Source organism: Luteimicrobium sp. NPDC057192 (genome assembly GCF_042670205.1).
Classification (GTDB): domain Bacteria; phylum Actinomycetota; class Actinomycetes; order Actinomycetales; family Cellulomonadaceae; genus Luteimicrobium.
Window position 1 is genome coordinate 35740 of record NZ_JBHUWD010000023.1, and the last position, 19054, is coordinate 54793.

At 72.2% G+C, this 19054-nt stretch carries 10 protein-coding genes; 5 read left to right on the forward strand and 5 right to left on the reverse strand.

The genetic code is table 11. From position 1 onward, the window contains the following. Position 1: 1 nt before the first annotated feature. From ACFT5B_RS12005 to clpB, 3 genes are all read right to left on the reverse strand, one after another. Positions 2-1372 (reverse strand): extracellular solute-binding protein, encoded by a 1371-nt coding sequence (locus ACFT5B_RS12005; protein WP_386798473.1) that lies wholly within the window; start codon positions 1370-1372, stop codon positions 2-4. Between the two features lie 191 nt (positions 1373-1563). After that, positions 1564-2814 carry an ROK family transcriptional regulator gene (locus tag ACFT5B_RS12010; RefSeq protein ID WP_386798475.1) on the reverse strand — a complete coding sequence of 417 codons (1251 nt, stop codon included), beginning with the start codon at positions 2812-2814 and terminating at the stop codon, positions 1564-1566. Between the two features lie 396 nt (positions 2815-3210). Further along, positions 3211-5817, reverse strand: coding sequence for an ATP-dependent chaperone ClpB (gene clpB / locus ACFT5B_RS12015; RefSeq protein ID WP_386798477.1), 2607 nt, complete (start codon positions 5815-5817; stop codon positions 3211-3213). Between the two features lie 115 nt (positions 5818-5932). Here clpB and ACFT5B_RS12020 point away from each other — a divergent pair, with 115 nt between their 5' ends. Next, a complete protein-coding gene (locus ACFT5B_RS12020) occupies positions 5933-6238 on the forward strand; it encodes a hypothetical protein (protein WP_386798479.1) in 306 nt (101 codons plus the stop codon). Between the two features lie 24 nt (positions 6239-6262). Here the strand turns inward: ACFT5B_RS12020 and ACFT5B_RS12025 are convergent, their stop codons facing one another. Further along, positions 6263-7270 (reverse strand): cation diffusion facilitator family transporter, encoded by a 1008-nt coding sequence (locus ACFT5B_RS12025; RefSeq protein WP_386798481.1) that lies wholly within the window; start codon positions 7268-7270, stop codon positions 6263-6265. Positions 7271-7344: 74 nt separating this feature from the next. After that, complete coding sequence (locus ACFT5B_RS12030; RefSeq protein WP_386798483.1) at positions 7345-10089, reverse strand: hypothetical protein; 2745 nt, start codon at positions 10087-10089, stop codon at positions 7345-7347. 353 nt (positions 10090-10442) lie between these two features. On the opposite strand from ACFT5B_RS12030, the gene ACFT5B_RS12035 reads away from it, so the two are divergent. From ACFT5B_RS12035 to ACFT5B_RS12050, 4 genes are all read left to right on the forward strand, one after another. Continuing rightward, complete coding sequence (locus tag ACFT5B_RS12035; protein ID WP_386798485.1) at positions 10443-11378, forward strand: hypothetical protein; 936 nt, start codon at positions 10443-10445, stop codon at positions 11376-11378. A 50-nt stretch (positions 11379-11428) separates the two neighbouring features. Next, entirely contained in the window at positions 11429-12589 is a 1161-nt protein-coding gene (locus ACFT5B_RS12040) for a HoxN/HupN/NixA family nickel/cobalt transporter (RefSeq protein ID WP_386798487.1), read from the forward strand. Then, positions 12586-13257 carry a hypothetical protein gene (locus ACFT5B_RS12045; protein WP_386798489.1) on the forward strand — a complete coding sequence of 224 codons (672 nt, stop codon included), beginning with the start codon at positions 12586-12588 and terminating at the stop codon, positions 13255-13257. The genes ACFT5B_RS12040 and ACFT5B_RS12045 overlap by 4 nt, the downstream gene beginning before the upstream one ends. A gap of 235 nt (positions 13258-13492) precedes the next feature. Next, positions 13493-19030: a LamG-like jellyroll fold domain-containing protein gene (locus tag ACFT5B_RS12050; protein ID WP_386798491.1), complete on the forward strand. Its 5538-nt coding sequence runs from the start codon at positions 13493-13495 to the stop codon at positions 19028-19030. Positions 19031-19054 lie beyond the last annotated feature (24 nt).

Genomic DNA, 19054 nt, shown 5'->3' on the forward strand with positions numbered 1-19054 from the left:
GTCAGCCCGCCGCGGTGACGGCGTCCTTCCCGACGATCTTCTCGAGCTCTTCGTCGTACTTCTTCGCGGCATCCTCGGGCGACGCCTGGCCGGTCGCCACCGACTCGACGGCGACCTGGATGTTCGACGAGATCTGCGAGTAGTCCGGGGTCGCCGGGCGGAAGTGGGTGGTCGCGACGAGGCCGGAGAAGAACTTGAACGACGGGTTGTAGCTCAGGTACTCCGGGTCCGCCGCGACGTCCTTGCGCACCGCGATCTGGCTGTTCGTGGTGTCGTAGGCCAGGGAGTTGTCCTTGTTGAGCGCGTCGGCGACGAAGTCGAACGCGGTCTGCGGGTGCTTCGTGTGCGCACCCACGGACAGGAGCCAACCGCCCGACATCGACGTCGTGCCGGCGCCGCTGCCGTCCTGCGTGGGCATGGCCGCGTAGCCCATGGTCTTCTCCCAGCCCGGCCACTTGTTGTCACCGGCGATCCAGCCGCCGGGCTGCCACGAGCCGTCGATGCCCATCGCGAGCTTGCCCTTCGGGAAGAGCTCGGTCGACACCTTGGAGCCGACGCTCGCGTCGAGCGCGACGTCGAGCGACGGGCCGAGCTTCTCGCTGTAGACCGTCTTGTAGAAGTTCAGCGAGTCGACGAAGCCCTTGTCCCCGGTGATCCACTTGTCGCCGTCGTGGAGGCCCTTGCCGTCGCCGGTGCCGTAGTCGAGCATCTCGAAGCCCTGCATCGTGGTCTGCTCGCCGCCGGCCTTGCCCGCGTAGATGTTGAGCGGGATGACGCCCGGGACCTTCTCCTTGACCGTGCGGGCCGCCGCGAGGATGTCGTCCCAGCTCTTCGGCTGCCAGTCGGCCGGAAGGCCGGCCTTGGCGAAGATCTGCTTGTTGAAGTAGATGCCGCGGGTGTCGGTGCCCATCGAGACGCCGTAGGTCTTGCCGTCGACGCCGAGACCCGCCTGCTTGGCCGCGTCCTGGAACTGGTCCCAGTCGCCCCACTTCTTCACGTAGTCGTCGATCGGCAGGAGGTAGCCGGCGGCCGCGTCCGACATCACCTGGAAGGTGTCCTCGTAGATGACGTCGGGCGCGGTCGACTTCGAGCCGTTCATCAGGGCCAGCTTGGTGTAGTACTGGTCCTCCTCCGCCTCGATCGGCTCGAGCTTCACGGTCACGCCCGGGTTCGCCTTCTCGAACTCGGGCTTGACCTTCTGCAGGAGGTCGTCGAGCTGGTGGAACGCCGACGTCTTCTGGTAGGCGACCGTGATGGTGCGGGTGCCGGTGTCCTGGGCGTCCTTGCTGCCGCCGTCGTCCGACGAGCAGGCCGCCAGGGTGACGACGAGGGCCCCGACCGTGCCGAGGGCCAGTCCTGTGCGTACGCGCATCCGATGCTCCTTTGCTATCGCCACCGGCGCTGCGTCGCTCCGGCCGCCGATATTTCATCACTTCGCGTTAGTAATAGCAAGACAACGCTGTCCGGACAGTTCGCCGGGGCCCCGGGCGGCGCTCCCGAGCCGGGCGACGACGTCGGCCTCGCAGGGTCGCCCGAGGCCGGTGCGACCGGTCGACGACCCGGTCAGGCGTGCAGGAGCAGGCCGGTCGGCCGCGGCGTGAGGACGTCGTCGAGCAGGAGGCACGCCGCACCCACCGCCGCGACCGGGCCGTCCCCGGCGGCGCTCAGGACGCGCAGCGGGTGGTGGCCCGGCACGGGGTACGCGTCGAGGACCGACCGCAGCCCCGGCTCCAGCCAGGGCCCGAGCCGCTCCCACACCGGCCCCGACGGGACGACCGTGTCGAGGTCGAGCAGCTCGCACACGGTCGTCAGCGCCGAGCCGAGCGCGGCCCCCGTCTCACGGAGGAACGCCACCACGACCGCGTCCCCGGACTCCGCCAGCACGCGCAGGTCGTCGACCGCGCGGTCCGCCCGGAGCGTCGCCGTCGACCCGGCGTCGGCCGCGCCCCCGCCCAGCGGGATGCCCCGCTCGACCGCGTTCGCGTGGATCGCGTTCGCGCTGAACACGCCACCCAGGCAGCCCTGCCGCCCGCACGCGCACCGGCCGAACGGGCGCCCGACGTTGACGTGCCCAGCCTCGCCCGCGTTGCCCGACACGCCCCGGACGATCTCCCCGCCGCTGACGATCGCGATCGCGACGCCCGTGCCCGCGTAGACCACGGCCGCGTCGGTGGGCCGCACCCCCGGGAACCAGACGACGGCGGCCGCGACGGCGAGCACGTCCTTGTCCAGGAGCGTCGGCAGACCCGTGCGGCGCGCGACCTCGTCGCGGAGGGGCACGTCGTGCCAGGTGGTCAGGTGGGGCGGGTCGAGGACGAGCCCGCGCTCGCGGTCGATCGGGCCCGGCGTCGCCAGGCCGACGCCCAGCACCCGCTCCCGTTCGACGCCCGCACCCTCGAGGACCGCGTCGATCTCCCGGACCACCACATCGAGCGCGGCACCCGGCTCCTCCGACTCCGGGGTCGGCGCCGTCCGCGACGCCACGACCTGCCCTGCGAGATCCAGCAGGACGACGACGACCGACGCCGGGTCGAGGTGCACCCCGACCGCGAAGCGGCTCGCGGGCACGATGTCGAGCGTCGTGCCAGGGCGACCCGCGCCGGGCTGGCGCTTCACGTCCTCCTCGGTCACGAGCCCCGCGTCGAGGAGGCGGCGCACCGCGTTCGTCACCGTCTGCGCCGACAGGCCCGTCTTGCGGGCGAGGTCAGCGCGCGTGCACGTGCCCGCGCCGAGCCGGATCGCCTCCAGGAGGGCAGCCTGGTTGAACCCGCCCATGCGCGGCAGGTTCGTCCCTCGCGTGCTCAACGTTGTCATCGGAGGTCACGGTAGTCCCCGGCACGCCCCAGAGGCGCCCCGAGCCCACCCCGACGGTGACGCCCCGTACGCCGAGGGCGACGTCAAGAACACCGACGGCGACGCCCCGTACGCCGAGGGCGACGTCGAGAACACCGACGGTGACGTCGATCCACATGCGAACGGGCGCCGCCTGGGGACAGGCGTCACCTCGGCAAAGCCAACGTCACCGCCGGCGAACGGGACGTCACCACCGACGAACCAGACGTCACCACCGACGAACCAGATGTCACCGCCGGCGAACGAGACGTCACCGCCGACGAACCAGACGTCACCGTCGGCGAACGAGACGTCACCGCCGGCGAACCAGACGTCACCGTCGGCGAACGGGAGACGACGGCAGAGCACGGATCGAGGTCAGCCCACGGTGAGCTCGAGCCGCTCCCCGGACTCGGGGCGGTCGACGACCACCCGGTCGCCGTCGGACACGTCGCCCGCCAGCAGCTTCCGCGCCAGCCGGTCGCCGATCTCCCGCTGCACGAGGCGGCGCAGCGGCCGCGCCCCGTAGGCGGGGTCGAACCCTTCGAGCGCGAGCCACTCGCGCGCGGTGTCCGTCACGTCGAGCGTGAGCCGCCGGTCCGCGAGGCGGGCGGCGAGCGCGTCGACCTGGAGGTCGACGATCCGGCCGAGCTGGTCGAGGTTCAGCGGGTCGAACATGACGACGTCGTCGAGCCGGTTGAGGAACTCGGGCTTGAACGACGCGCGCACGGCACCCATGACGGCCTCGTGCTTCTGCTCGTCGGACAGGAGCGGGTCGACGAGGAACTGCGAGCCCAGGTTGGACGTGAGCACGAGGATGACGTTCCGGAAGTCGACGGTGCGGCCCTGGCCGTCGGTGAGGCGGCCGTCGTCGAGCACCTGGAGGAGGATGTCGAAGACCTCGGGGTGGGCCTTCTCGACCTCGTCGAGGAGCACGACGGAATAGGGCCGACGGCGCACGGCCTCGGTGAGCTGGCCACCCTCCTCGTAGCCGACGTACCCGGGGGGCGCGCCGACGAGCCGGGCGACGGAGTGCTTCTCCGCGTACTCGGACATGTCGATGCGCACCATGGCGCGCTCGTCGTCGAACAGGAAGTCGGCGAGCGCCTTGGCGAGCTCGGTCTTGCCGACGCCGGTCGGTCCGAGGAAGAGGAACGACCCGGTGGGGCGGTCGGGGTCGGCGACGCCGGCGCGGGCGCGCCGGACGGCGTCGGACACGGTGCCGACGGCGGACGACTGCCCGATGAGGCGCTCACCGATGACGTCCTCCATGTGGAGGAGCTTCTCGGACTCGCCCTGCAGCAGCCGGCCGGCGGGGATGCCGGTCCACGCGGACACGACCTCGGCGATCTCGTCGGCGGAGACCTTCTCGGGGACGAGCGGGGTCTCGTGCGCGACCGCCTCGACGTCGGCCTCGGCGTCCTCGGCGGCCTCGGCGGCGCTGAGCTCCTTCTCGACGGCGGGGATCTCGCCGTAGAGGATGCGCGCGGCCTTCTCGAGGTCGCCCTCGCGCTGGAGACGTTCGGCGTCGGAGCGGAGCTGGTCGAGCCGGACCTTGAGGTCGCCGACGCGGTTGTGCCCGGCCTTCTCGGCCTCCCAGCGGGTGGTGAGCGCGGAGAGCTGCTCGCGGCGGTCGGCGAGGTCCTTGCGCAGGCGCTCGAGGCGCTCCTTCGAGGCGGGGTCGTCGGCCTCGGAGAGCACGACCTCCTCCATCTCGAGGCGCGTGACGGCGCGCTGGAGCTCGTCGATCTCGGTCGGGGACGAGTCGAGCTCCATGCGCAGGCGCGACGCGGCCTCGTCGACGAGGTCGATGGCCTTGTCGGGGAGCTGGCGGCCGGTGATGTACCGGTCGGACAGCGCGGCGGCGGCGACGAGGGCGTCGTCGGCGATGGTCACCTTGTGGTGGGCCTCGTACCGCTCCTTGAGGCCGCGCAGGATCGCGACGGTGTCCTCGACGGACGGCTCGCCGACGAACACCTGCTGGAACCGGCGCTCGAGGGCGGGGTCCTTCTCGATGTGCTCGCGGTACTCGTCGAGCGTCGTCGCGCCGACCATGCGCAGCTCTCCGCGGGCGAGCATGGGCTTGAGCATGTTGCCCGCGTCCATGGCACCCTCGCCGCCGGCACCGGCGCCCACGACGGTGTGCAGCTCGTCGATGAACGTGACGACCTGCCCGTCGGACTGCTGGATCTCCTCGAGGACGGCCTTGAGCCGCTCCTCGAACTCGCCGCGGTACTTGGCGCCCGCGACCATCGACGCGAGGTCGAGCGCGACGAGCTTCTTGCCCTTGAGCGACTCGGGGACGTCGCCCGCGACGATGCGCTGGGCCAGCCCCTCGACGACGGCGGTCTTGCCGACTCCGGGCTCGCCGATGAGGACGGGGTTGTTCTTGGTGCGCCGCGACAGCACCTGGATGACGCGCCGGATCTCGGAGTCGCGCCCGATCACGGGGTCGAGCTTGCCGTCGGACGCCTGGGCGGTGAGGTCGTTGCCGTACTGCTCGAGCGCCTTGTAGGTGCCCTCGGGGTTGGGGCTCGTGACCTTGGCGTTGCCGCGGACGGACGGCAGGGCGGCGCGCAGCGCGTCCACGGTCGCGCCGGCGGCGCGCAGGATGTCGGCGGCGGGCGACTGGGCGCCCGCGAGCCCGATCAGGAGGTGCTCGGTGGAGACGTACTGGTCGCCGAGCGACTGCGCCTCCTTCCCTGCCAGGTCCAGCACGGCGCTGGTGGCGCGGCTCGCGGTCGGCTGCGCGACGGCCGAGCCGCTCGCGGTGGGCAGCGCGACGAGGGCGCCGCGCACCTTCTGGCCGACGGCCTGGGTGTCGGCGCCGACGGCGTCGAGCAGCCCGCCCGCGACGCCGCCCTGCTGCTGCAGCAGCGCGTGGAGCAGGTGGACGGGCTCGAGCTGGGGGTTGCCGGCGGCCGACGCGGTCTGGATGGCCTCGCCGATCGCCTGCTGCGACATGGTCGTGAACTGGGTGTCCATAGGGTCTCCGGGGTCCTCCGGTCATCGGGGATGCTTCTGCTCAGAGCAACCTCTGCAGAGTTGAGCCTATTCCGCTCAACTCTGGTTGTCTTCCCCGAGGACTACCCTCGCAAGCATGCTCCGCACGCCGTTCGTCCGACGACCGCTCCTCGCCCTCGCGGCGCTCGGCACCCTGCTGGTGCTCACGGTCGGCGGGCTCGGCGTCGGCGGCGCGCAGGCGGCCACGCCCGGCTCCGGCCCGACCGCGACGTCGACCGTCCAGCCGGGCGACCGCCCCGACTCCAGCGAGGGCTCGGGCTTCCCCTGGGTCAAGGTCATCCTGGGCGTCGCCGTCGCGGGGCTGGTCACCGTGGCGATCGTGGGCGCGCGGACCCGCCGCTCGATGGACCGCACCGACGACCAGCGTCCGCCGCTCGACTGACGACGGGGGTGCCCCTGTCGTCGGTCACAGCGCGAGCGACGGTTCCTCGGGCGTCGAGAGCGTGAGCACGACGCCCGCGACGTGCGGCGTCTCCGCGACCCGGCGCTCGAGCGCGTCGAGCCGCCGGGCGACCACGTGCTCGGCGTCGTCCCCGACGAGGTCGACGCTCGCCACGAGGTAGAGCGACCGGGGGCCGACGTACTCGAGCCGCAGGTACGTCACGCGCGCCACGTCGGGGAACGCGAGGAGCCCGGCGAGGACGCCGTGCCGGGTACGTTCGTCGACACCCGCGCCGACGAGGAAGTCGCGGTTGCGCTGGATCAGCACGACGGCGACCACCCCCAGGACCAGCCCGACGACGATCGAGCCGATCGCGTCCGGGACCGGTGACCCGGTGAGCTGGTGGGCGAGCACGCCGACGAACGCGACGACGAGCCCCACCAGTGCGGCGGCGTCCTCCGCGACGACGGCCCGCAGCGTCGGGTCCGACGTCGCGACGACGTGCTGGACGACGTCCCGCTCCGCGTTCCGTGCCTCCCCGCGCGCCTGCCGGATCGACCGCAGGAACGACGTGCCCTCGAGGACGAACGACAGGGCGAGGACCGCGTAGGCGATCCCGAAGTCGGAGGCGGGCTCGGCCTTCACGAGCTCCTGGATGCCGTGGGTGACCGACACGCCCGCACCGATGGCGAACAGCCCGATCGCGGCGAACATCGACCACACGTACGCCTCGCGCCCGTAGCCCAGCGGGTGCACCGCGTCCGCCTTGCGGCGCGACGACCGGTCCGCGATCAGGAGGAAGACCTCGTTGCCGGTGTCCGCCCAGGAGTGGACGGCCTCCGCCACCATCGACGCCGAGCCGGTGACGACGGCCGCCGCCGACTTCGCGACGGCGATCACGAGGTTCGCGGCGAACGCCACGACGACCGTCAGCGTGGAGTCGCCACGCTCGTCGGCCGTCGAGACGACGCGCGGGGTCACGGCGGCGACGACCCGCGCGTCGCTCGCGGACGAGGGCGGGGAGTCGGCCATGACGTTCGGTCTAGCACGCACGGGAGGCCCCGGCTCGGCGAGCCGGGGCCTCCGTCGTGCGCGGACGTACGTCGTCAGCCGGCGTAGGTCTCCAGCTCCGCGACCTTCGGCGTCCCGGACGCGCTCGTGATCACGAAGTTGATCTTCTTGAGCGACGTCGCGGAGAACGTGATGGTCCCGGCGCCGGTGCCCGTCGCGAGGACGGCCCCGGTGTCGTTGTTCACGACCTTCCACGCGCCGATGGTCCCGGTCGAGCCGGCGGCCTCCTTCACGACGACGGCCCCGACGGTCTTCGCGGTGTCCCACTTCACCGAGATGGTGCCGGTGGTCCCGCTGGGCGACCAGAAGGTGGAGGCGTCACCGTCGACGGCGTTGCCGTAGCTCGTGCCGCCGCCCTTGCTCGAGCCGTCGGCACCCGCGCCGAGGCTGAGATTGGTGCCGCTCGGCGGGTCGGTCGGGTCGGTCGGCGGGTCCGTGGGATCCGTCGGCGGGTCCGTCGGGTCGGTGGGCGGGTCCGTCGGCTCGGAGCCGCCGAACGTCACGTGGAAGACGCCGTCGGAGCCGAAGCTCCACCCGAGCGCGCCCGCGTAGGCGGAGCAGCCCGAGCTGTTCGAGCCCGTGTCCCAGTGGTTCGTCCCGTCGTCGGTCCCGACGATCTTGTCGTTCGAGCCGCTGTCGCACGACAGGTTGCCGCTGAACACCGAGGTGCCGCTCTCCCAGTGGAAGTTGCGCTCCGCGTTGCCGAGGCTCACGTTGTCCGTGATCGTCATGTGGCCCGGGTTGCTGTTGTACGTGAACCCGTCGTGCCCGTTCTCGTAGGCGATGTTGCGGAGCGCGACGTGGTCGTCGGCGATCCCCGAGCCGCCGAGCTTGAACCCGTTGCGGTCGCCGCTGCCGGCCTGCGACCCGTCGGACAGGGTGCCGTTGTGGTACGACAGCGAGTCCTCGATCGTGACGACGCCGATCGGCCCCGTCTCGTCCTTCGCGTACAGGTCCCAGCCGTCGTCGATGTTGTTGTGCGAGACGTCGTACCGGAACACGTTCCCGGGGCCCGCGGTGAGCTTGGCCGCGAACCCGTCCGCGTCCTCGCCGTCGGAGTCGACGTTGTCGTGCGACTCGCTGCTGACGACGAGGTTGTACGACGGCCACTCGGAGGCCGGCGCACCCGCGACGAGGCGCGCGATCTGGAGGCCCGTGTCGTGGTTGGACGCCGTGACGACGCGCTCGACCACGTTGTGGTCGCCGCCCACGAGGATCCCGTTGTCACCGGCGTGCTGGACGGTGAACCCGTACAGGTGCCAGTAGTCGCCGCCGAGCTCGATGCCGCGGTTCGCCGGGTCCTCGGCCTGCGCCGAGAAGTCCAGCACGGGCTTCTCGCCCGGGTAGGCGGCGAGCGTCGTCGGCGCAGACGCGGTGCCGCTGTTGCCCGGCTGGACCGTCACCGTCGCGGTCTCGTGGTACGTGCCGCCGCGCAGGAAGATCTGCCCGCCCGGCTTCACCTTCGCGACCGCCGAGGCCAGCGTCGTCGGCGCGGACACCGTGCCCGCGGCGTCCGCGGTGCCCGACGGCGCCACGTAGATCGCGCCGCTGCCCGGCGTCGGCGCGCCGGTCGGGGTGTCGCCCGAGCCGCCCGACGGGTCGGTCGTCGCGGGGTCCGTCGGCTCCGTGGTGCCCGGGTCCGTGGGCTCCGTGGTCGCCGGCGGCGTCGTCGGGGTGCACGACCCGTCGGACACCTTCAGCCCCGTCCCGGCGCCCGCGGTCTTCCCGACGACGTCCGGCACGCAGGACGCGGCGTCGAGCGTGTACGTGTAGGGGATGGACACGCTGGTCGTGGACGTCACGTCCGGGCCGGCCGGGTGGTTCTCGGTGCCCTCCGCCGTCCAGGTGATGTTGTCGAAGATGTTGCCCGCGACCTGCCACGTGCCCATGAGGTCCGTGTAGAAGGTGCCGAGCGGGTCCTTGGAGTCCTCGAAGTAGTTGTTCTCGACCTTCGCCTTGCCCCCGTCGCGCGGGTTGATACCCGACTTCTGGAGGTCGACGTAGTAGTTGTCGTAGATGTGGGCCGTCGCCGCGCGGAGCAGCGGCGTGCGCGAGTCGATGTGGTCGTAGAGGTTGTGGTGGAACGTCACGGGCCCGTTGCCGGTGTCGCTGTCGCTCGAGCCGACGAGGCCGCCACGGCCGGAGTTGCGGAAGATCGTGTACGACGCCGTGACGTACGTCGTGTCGGCCTTCATGTCGAGGAGCGAGTCGAAGCCCTCGTCCTCGCCGCCCGACGCCAGGAGCGTGTCGTGGTCGACCCACACGTTCGAGACGTCCGACTCGAGGCCGATCGCGTCGCCGCCGTTGGAGGTCGGGCCGTTCGACTTGTGGACGTTCTGGACCGTGACGTTCTGGATGATGATGTTGTGCGCGTCGCGGACGTGGATGCCGATCTGGTCGAACGTCGCCCCCGACCCGACACCCACGAGCGTCACGTTGCTGACGCCCTTGAACTGGATCTCGTCGCCGGTCGTGTCGCAGCTGTCGCCCGAGACCTTGTCGGTGTTGTCGAGCGTGATGGTGCCCGTGACCTGGATCGTGAGCGGCGTGTCGTCGGCGGCCCTGCCGCAGAGCGCCTGGTTGATGGCCGTCCCCGTCGTCGCGGTGACGACCGCGCCGCCGGCACCGCCAGTGGTGCCACCGTTCTGGGACGCGAACCCGGTCGCGCCTGCCGTGGCCGCCTGTGCTCCGGGGAGCGTCAGCGCCGCGATGCCGAGCGCCGCCGCCATGGACGTGGTCACCCCCGCGGCCAGGAGCCGTCGTGATGCCTGCCGTCTCATCGTTGCCTCACTTTCGTCGTCGAATGCGGGACTTACGCCGACTGCCGCGGAGCCCCGGGCATCCATGCCTCGGGTCGACGTCGCTCGGACAGCGACGCAGTAGCAACCGGTTTCTGGAAGGTAGGACCGCTGCCTGCCCACGGGCAAGCGTTTCTCGACGTTTCAGCTGAAACCCGCGTCGTTTCCGGGGAGCTGGCGGCTTGACGCCACGTCGGCGCCTGGTTACCGGTTTCCGACGGACGCCTCGCATTCCCGTCTCGCCTCGCGCGCCTCCGCAGCGTTCACCCGACCGCCCGCCGACGGCCACCTCCCAGCACGCCCCCGTTCCGCCTCACCCGCTTGCATCCCAGCCTGTGACCTCCTCCCTTCTCGAATGGACGCCGTTCAGCGGACTCGGGGACACGATGCTCGGCTTCGTCACGTCGCCGCACTTCGCCCCCGTCGCGCTCGCCTTCGCGTTCCTCGCCGGCGCCGCGCACGCCGTCGGGCCGGGGCACGGGAAGAGCCTCGCGGCCGCCTACCTCGTCGGCTCGCGCGGCACCGTCCGCGACGCCGCGTGGCTCGGCGGCTCCGTCGCGGTCATGCACACCGTGTCCGTGCTGGTCCTCGCGACGCTCTGGACGTTCTTCGACCTGTCGGGCCTCGTCGACCTCGAGCAGCTCACCGGTGCGCTCGAGCTCGTCGGCGGCCTCACCGTGGTCGCGGTCGGCGTGCTCCTCGTGCTGCGCGCCCGGCGGACCGCCACGGCGCCCGCAGCCGACGGGTCGCTCACCCACCGGCACGGCCTGCTCGGCCGCACGCACACGCACGTGCACGCGGCCACGCCGCATCCCCCGGAGCACCACCACGAGCACGAGCATCACCACGAGCACGGGCACCACGACCACGAGCACGAGCACCACCACGAGCACGGGCACCACGACCACGCGACGACGACGTCCGCGCCCGCGGTCAGCCGGCCCACCCTCGTCACGCTGGGGGCGGCGGGCGCGCTGACGCCGTCGCCGTCGGCCTTCCTCGTCCTGGCGACGGGCATCTTCGCGGGCCGGTCCGGCCTCGCGATCGCGCTCGTCCTGGCGTTCGGTGTCGGGCTCGCGTCCGTGCTCTTCGGCGTCGGGCTCGCGGCGCTGTGGGGCCGGTCGTTCGTCGTGGCGCACGCACGCCCGACGGCGGCGCTGCAGAGCGTGGCCCGGGCCGTGCCGCTCGTCACCGGGGCCGTGATCGCGCTGGCCGGCGGCGCGATCAGCGTCGTCGCGATCAGCGGCATCCTCACCCCCGGCGCATCCTGACGAGGATCCGCTGCCGTGACCGCACCCCGACGAACCCGAACGGAGAACCCGTGACCACCACGACCGGGACGACCACGACGACCACCGACCTTCCCGGCGCGACGCTGCGCGGACGGCTCGGCCCCGGCGACGTCCGCTCGCTCGTCGGGATGACCGCGGTCGTCGTCCTGCTCCACGTCGTGGGCTTCGGGGTGCTGCTCGCGCTCGTCTCGCCGCACCGGTTCGTCCTGGGGGGCGAGCACCAGGTGTTCACCGTGGGCGTCGGGGTCCTCGCGTACTCGTTCGGCCTGCGCCACGCGTTCGACGCCGACCACATCGCCGCGATCGACAACACGACGCGCAAGCTCGTGAGCGACGCCGCCGCGCTGCGGGCCCAGGGACGACCGACCGGCCGGCGGCCGCTCTCGGTGGGCTTCTGGTTCTCGCTCGGCCACTCGACGATCGTCTTCACGCTGGCCCTGCTCCTCGCGGTGGGTGTGCGCGCCCTGGTCGGCCCGCTCCAGGACGACAGCTCCACGCTCCACACCGTGACCGGCGTCGTCGGGCCGACGGTGTCCGGGGTGTTCCTGTGGGTCCTCGGGATCCTCAACCTGGCCGCGCTCGTCGGGATCGTCCGCGTGGCGCGTGCGATGCGGCGCGGCGACCACGACGAGACCGCGCTCGAGGAGCAGCTCGCGCGCCGCGGCCTGCTCAACCGGTTCCTCGGCGGCCTGACCCGTACGGTCCGGACGCCGGCCGGCATCTACCCCGTGGGCGTGCTGTTCGGGCTGGGCTTCGACACGGCCACCGAGGTCGGCCTGCTCGTGCTCGCGGGCGGGGCAGCCGCGTTCGCCCTGCCGTTCTACGCGGTCCTCGTGCTGCCCGTGCTGTTCGCGGCGGGGATGTGCCTCATGGACACCGTCGACGGCGTCCTCATGAACGCCGCCTACGGCTGGGCCTTCGCCCGGCCCGCGCGCAAGGTCTTCTACAACCTCACGATCACGACGATCTCCGTCCTGGTGGCGCTGGTGGTCGGGACGATCGAGCTCGTCGGTGTCCTGTCGGACCGGTTCTCGATCGACAGCGGGCCGCTCGCCTGGGTGGCGGGCATCGACCTCGACCACGCGGGCTTCGTGATCGTCGGGCTGTTCGTCGGGTGCTGGCTCGTCGCGCTGGCCGTCTGGCGCTGGGGGCGCGTCGAGGACCGCTGGACGCGGGGGACGGCGTCGTGAGCCTGCGCGCGCGGGCGCTCGGCGCCGCCGTCCTCGCGTCCGCCGCGGCGTCCCTCCTCGCGCCGACGGCGTCCGCGCACCCGTTCGGCGCCCCGCCCACGGCGACGGTCAGCCGTCCTCAGGCGGCGACGGTCCGCGTCCACTGGCAGGTGGGCGCGGCCGACGACCTCAGCTACCTGGCGGCGCACCTCGACCTCCTGCCACCGAGCCGCGTCCTGCTCGACGGCGCCGTCACGCCCGAGGACGGCGATCCTGCGGTCCTCGAGGGCTCGCCGCGGTTCGACTCCTACGTGCTCGAGCACGTCGCGGTCGCCGCCGGGGGCGCGACGTGCACGGGCACGGTCACCGACAAGGCCGACATCCTCGCGTCCGGAGTGGACGTGGACTTCACGTGCCCGCGCCCCGTCACCCGCGCGACGGTCACGCTCTCGATGCTGACCGACATGAGCCCGCTCTACTCGACCCTCGCGACGGGCCCCTCGGGCCAGAAGGCGGCGTACGCGCAGGACGAGACCGCGCACGCGTGGTCCTTCTCGGGCACCGGCGGGACGAGCTCGGGCGCCTGGGTCCCGCTCGCCCTGACCGCCGCCGGTCTCGGGCTCGCCGGCGCCGGCGCCGTCGTCGCCACCCGCGCCCGGCGGCGACGCCGCGCGACGCCCACCGCCTGACGCCGCTCCCCGCTGACGCCGCCTCCGGCCGTCTCCAGCGGGCTGTCATCTGACGCTCATCCAAAGTTCAGCGAACCCACCGCTGACGGCGGTCCGGCGGCCAGCCGGAGTTCGCCGTGAGGCGATGGTCTCAGGGCGCAATGTGCGACATTCGCCCAACCAAGGAGCAGGCGTGACATCACGACCCGTTGCTCGATCGTGGCGGCGGCTCGCCGCCACGATCACGGGGTTGGCGGTGGCAGGTACCACCTTCATCGGTGCCTCCGTTGCCGACGCCCTCGCGAGCGAGACGACCCCGACCAGCACAGGTTCCACCCCGCCGACCGCCGACGTCCTCGACGTCGACTTCGCGGACGGCACCCCCACCGACCACGCGGCCGCGCGCGAGGCCCACACCGTCGGGAAGCCGGCCATCGCGCTCGACCCCACCCTGAACCGCGTGGTCCCGTCGTTCGACGGCGGCATCGACGCGTACTGGTACGACCTGGCGGACGCCTGGGACACCTCGGCCGCCCACAACCTCACCACCGCCGTGTCGATCGAGTGCGACTTCCGCTTCGACGGTGACCTGCCGGCCACGCCGGCGAGCGCCGACGGCGCGGAGGACGACGTGTGCTCGGGCCGGGAGGGAGGCGGCTACGCCTTCTACGTCCCCAGCGGGAAGTCGACCCTCGTGTGGTCCGCGTACGTCGGAGGCGCCTACAAGACTGTCAGCTCGCCCGCACTGACGAAGGGCGAGTGGTACCACGTCGTCGGCACGTACGACGGGACGTCGCTCAAGCTCTACGTCGACGGCGCGCTCGCCGGGTCGGGCAGCTACCCCGGCACCGTCGGCGCCCCGAGCGTGACCGCGCGCGGGTTCGTGATCGGCGGCGACGTCACCGCCGGCCCGTCGGCGCAGCGCCAGAGCCCCGTCACCGTCGCCGCGACGCGCATCTTCAGCGCCGCTCTCGACGCCGACCAGGTCGCCGCGCTGGCCGCGCGGTCGCAGTGGCTCACCACCCCCGGAACAGGCGCGACCGCCCCGCCGCCCGTGGTCGTCACGCCCACCGTGCCCGACGGCGTCCCCGCGGCCGACGTCCTCGACGTCGACTTCACCGCGGGCTCGCCCGTCGACCACGCCCAGAGCCGCCAGCCGCTCCGGTTCGGCGACCCGCGGCTCACGGTCGACACGGACCTCGACCGCGTCGTCGCCTCGTTCGACGGCGTCGACGACGGCTACGACTTCGCGGCCGACGACGCGTGGGACCCGCGGCACGTCCCCAACCTCACGAAGGCCTACACGGTCGAGTGCACGTTCCGGTTCGACGCCGCCCTCCCCGTGAGCGCCGCCCACAAGATCTGCGGCGGCGAGAACGGGGGCGGCATGTCGGTCTACGTGAGCGGGTCGTCGCTCAGCGCCCAGTTCTACGTCGACGGCGCGTACCGCACGGTCAGCACACCCGCCACGACCGGCGCCTGGCACGACGTCGTCGGGCAGTACGACGGGTCGTCGATCCGGCTGTACGTCGACGGCAGGCTCGTCAAGGCGACCGCGCAGACCGGGACCGCGACCGGACCGTCGGGGGCCAAGTTCCTCGGGGTCGGCGCGGACCAGAACTCCGGCGGCTCGTCCATGGAGAGCTGGGCCAAGGTGACGGTCGCGTCCGAGCGGATCTGGGACTCGGCGCTCACGGCCGCGCAGATCGGCGACCTCGCCGGCGCCGTCCGCACGCCCGTCGTCGACGTCCCGAAGGCCGACGTCCTCGACGTCGACCTCTCCGACGGCACCTACACCGACGACGCCGCGGGCCGCACGCCCGACGTGAGCGGCAGCCCGGTCGTCGCGCCGGACGTCGCGCTCGGCAAGTCGGTCGCGTCGTTCGACGGCGCGAAGGACGGCGTGCTCTACCCGCTGCAGGACGCGTGGGACGGCGGCTCGACGCCGCAGCTCACGACGGCCTACTCGGTCGAGTGCACCTTCCGCTTCGACGGGACGCTGCCGACGGCTGCGGGCAACAAGACCTGCTCGGGAGAGAACACCGGCGGCTTCGGCATCCTGGTCAACGGCTCGAAGGTCCAGGCCGACTTCTACGTCGCGGGCGCCTACCACGCGCTCACGGCGCCGATCCAGCAGGGCGTCTGGTACGACGTCGTGGCGGTCTACGACGGCTCGACCATCAAGCTGTACCTCAACGGGTCGCTCGCGGCGCAGGCGGACCAGACCGGGGCGCCGGGCGCACCGAACGGCACCAAGTCCCAGAACTTCGGGATCGGCGCCGACACGTCGAGCAGCGGCGGCATCGAGTCCGCCTCGGCCTCGACGGTCTCGGCCGCCCGCATCTGGAGCACGCCCCTCACGGCGGCCCAGGCGGCCCGGCTCAGCCTCGACGCGTTCGGCGCCCGGCAGACCGACGTCGCACTGACGTCGACCGTGCCGGCGGCCGGTCAGAAACTGACCAAGCCGGTCGACCTCGAGGTGAAGGTCAAGGACCAGGGCGCCGCCACGGGCTGGGTCTACACGATCGACGGCGTCGGCGTCCGGCCGGGCCAGCGCGTCGGCGCGGGGCTCTCCGCGGGCTCGCACACCCTCGCGATCACCGCGACCGACGTGTTCGGGCACCCCCTCGCCTGGACCGTGCCGTTCACGTCGCAGTCGATCCCTGCGGGCGGCGGCACCGACACCGGGCAGGGCGGCGGCAAGGTCACGTTGTCGGCGGTCGCGCACGCGCCCGACGGCGGCCAGGTCACCACGACGTTCAAGGAGGCCCAGGCGAGCATCGCGTCCGGCGGCTTCCAGGGCACCGTGGCGGTCGTCCCGTCGGCGCTCGACTTCACCTACGACGACGCGGGCACGGTCAGCGGCCGGCAGGCCGAGGACGGGAAGACGGCGACCAGCCCGTCGAGCCACGAGGGCATGCCCTTCCAGCGCTTCGACGTCCAGGTCCCCGCGTACGACGACGACCGCCACGTCCGGTGGTCGGGCGTGGTCGATCCCGAGCGCAGCGTGAGCCTGCGCGTGTGGGACGCCGCGTCGTCGTCGTGGAAGGAGATCGCCACGGCGCGCGGCGTGTCGGACGGCACCACCGCGCTCGAGGGCGACGTCACCCCGGCCGAGGTCGACGGCGACGTCGTGCACGTCCTCGTGCTCGCCCGGGACCCGTTCGCGGACGACCTGTCCGCGCGCGACGCCTCGGCGGCCGACACCGCGAACGGCTTCGAGGACCCCGACGACTACGACTTCTCGTTCGTCCACTGGACCGACCCGCAGTTCATCGCGGAGGGTGCGGCGGGCGGCTCCGGGAAGATGCCGACGAGCCCGAAGTACGAGACGTCGTCGGGCGTCGAGACCGCCGAGGAGCAGGCCGTGTGGGCGACGGCGTACCGTGACGCCGCCCGCTGGACGACGGTCAACGCGAAGCCCAAGAAGATCGCCTACGCCGCGATGACCGGCGACATGATCAACTCGGACGTCGTCGACCCCTACGCGACGAACCCCGACGGGACGCTCGTCTACCCGACCCAGCTCGACGAGATCACCAAGGAGAACGCGTTCGCGTCCTCCGTGATCGACTCGTTCTCCGGGTCGGGCGTGCCCGCCCAGGTCATCGCGGGCAACCACGACGACAACAACGGGAAGCAGACGGGTCCCGACTCGCTGTTCTCGCAGGCGTTCTCGGCGGCGGGCTTCTACGACCAGGCGAAGGGCTGGCCGGCCGGCGCCTCGTTCCACACCAAGGACGAGACGACGGACGCCGACGGCACGACCGCGAAGCAGGGCGAGGACAGCCAGGACAGCTACGTCCTGTTCTCGGCGGGCGGCCTCGACTTCGTCGCCGTCGGCCTGTCCTACGGGGTGACCGACGAGGAGGCCGACTGGGCCAACTCGGTCTTCCAGCGCTACAAGGACCGCAACGGCATCCTCATCACCCACTCGTACCTCGCCGCGTCGACCCACAAGGACGGCCGCGACACCGGGTACACCGGGGACGACGGCGCACCGCTCTACAAGAAGGTCGTCACCGCCAACCCCAACGTGTTCCTCGTGCTCGCGGGACACATCCACGGCGTCGGCACGAACCTCGTCACCGTGAGCGGGCCGCAGGTCCAGCACAAGGTCGTCGAGCTCCTCGCCGACTACCAGGAGTACCAGCAGCCCGCGAGCAAGATCTTCACGGCCGAGAGCTGCCCGACGTGCGTCGTCGACGCGAGCGGCAACATCGACGTGGACGGCGACGGGGTGCTCGACCACAAGCCGGGCGACAAGCTCCGGTTCGGGGCGAGCTTCCTGCGGCTCCTGCAGTTCGACACGAAGCGGTCGACGATGTCGGTCGACTCGTACTCGCCGTTCTTCGACGAGTTCGGGACGCACGAGTACGACACGACGACGCCCGTCCGGTACGACGGCTCCGAGGACAACTTCACGGTCCCCGTCGACCTGACCAGCCGCACGACGTCCTTCGGGACCGACGGCCTGGCCGTCGTGACCCCGACCGACACGGTCATCGGCACCGCGACCGGCAAGTCCGGCTTCCCGGTCTCGGTCACCTGGTCGGGCCTGACCGCCGGCCAGGCGTACGCCTGGACGGCGAGCAGCACCGACGCGACCGGCGACGACCTCGGCGAGGTCGACCAGTTCGGCGGCTTCTTCGTGGCGAGCGCCGCGGGGACCGACGTCACCCCGCCGGTGATCACGTTCCCCGCGTCGTCGAGCGTCGGGCAGGGCGAGGTGTTCGACCCGCTCGCTGGCGTCACCGCGAAGGACGACACCGACGGCGACGTGACCGCGGCCCTCACGGTCACGGGCACGGTCGACACCGCCGAACCCGGCACGTACACGCTGGTCTACGGCGTGTCCGACGCCAACGGGAACGTCGCGCAGGCGCAGCGGACCGTCAAGGTCGTCGCGTCGACGACGCCGGAGCGGACGCCCACGTCCGTCAAGGCGTCCAACGTGACGGTCAAGGCGGGCCAGGAGCTCACGCTCTCGGCGACGGTCAGCCCCGCGGACGCCACCGGGACCGTCACGTTCGTCGACGGCGAGGAGCCGCTCTGCGACGCGACCCTGTCCGGAGGCAAGGCGACCTGCGTGCCCGAGCGGACGCCGGTGGCCGGGACGTACGCGATCTCGGCGCAGTACCTCGGGGACGCCGCCCACGCGCCGTCCGACCGGTCGTTCGTCCTGACGGTCACCCGGCCGGCGAGCACCACGCCCGCCGCGACGACGGTCACCGGCACGGCGGCGGCCTGGACTTACGGCAAGAACGGCACCGTGCACGTCACGGTCAAGGGCGGCTCGACCGTCCCGACCGGCGAGGTCCTCGTGAGGTACGGGACCAAGCAGGTCGGCTGGGCACAGCTCCGCGGCGGCAAGGGCACGGTCACGCTCGCCGTGGGCACCCTGCAGCCCGGCGCCCGGACGCTCACCCTCGCGTACGGGGGCGACACCTACCACAAGGCGTCGCACGGCTCGCTCGTCGTCACGGTGCGCAAGGCCTCCGCGAAGGCCACGGTCTCCGTGACCAAGACCCCGACGAGCAAGGCCAAGGGCAGCGCCCGCGTCACCGTCTCGTCGACGGTCCGCGGGCTGCCCAGCCCGACGGGCAAGGTCACGGTCACCCTGAAGAAGGGCAAGACCACCTGGACCGTGACCGGAAAGCTCTCGAACGGGCACGTGACCGTCACGCTGCCCAGGCTCGCGAAGGGCACGTGGGCGGTGACCGCGACGTACCCGGGTGACACCCGGTACGCGTCCGCGAAGGTCACGGGCAAGGCGGTGCGCGTGACCCGCTGACCCGTCGGCCCGAGCGCCCGACGG

What these genes read in the sequence shown, in the direction of transcription:
- ACFT5B_RS12005 (WP_386798473.1), bottom strand. Translation starts at nt 1,372, where the DNA reads ATGCGCGTACGCACAGGACTGGCCCTCGGCACGGTCGGGGCCCTCGTC.
- ACFT5B_RS12010 (WP_386798475.1), bottom strand. Translation starts at nt 2,814, where the DNA reads ATGACAACGTTGAGCACGCGAGGGACGAACCTGCCGCGCATGGGCGGG.
- clpB (WP_386798477.1), bottom strand. Translation starts at nt 5,817, where the DNA reads ATGGACACCCAGTTCACGACCATGTCGCAGCAGGCGATCGGCGAGGCC.
- ACFT5B_RS12020 (WP_386798479.1), top strand. Translation starts at nt 5,933, where the DNA reads ATGCTCCGCACGCCGTTCGTCCGACGACCGCTCCTCGCCCTCGCGGCG.
- ACFT5B_RS12025 (WP_386798481.1), bottom strand. Translation starts at nt 7,270, where the DNA reads ATGGCCGACTCCCCGCCCTCGTCCGCGAGCGACGCGCGGGTCGTCGCC.
- ACFT5B_RS12030 (WP_386798483.1), bottom strand. Translation starts at nt 10,089, where the DNA reads ATGAGACGGCAGGCATCACGACGGCTCCTGGCCGCGGGGGTGACCACG.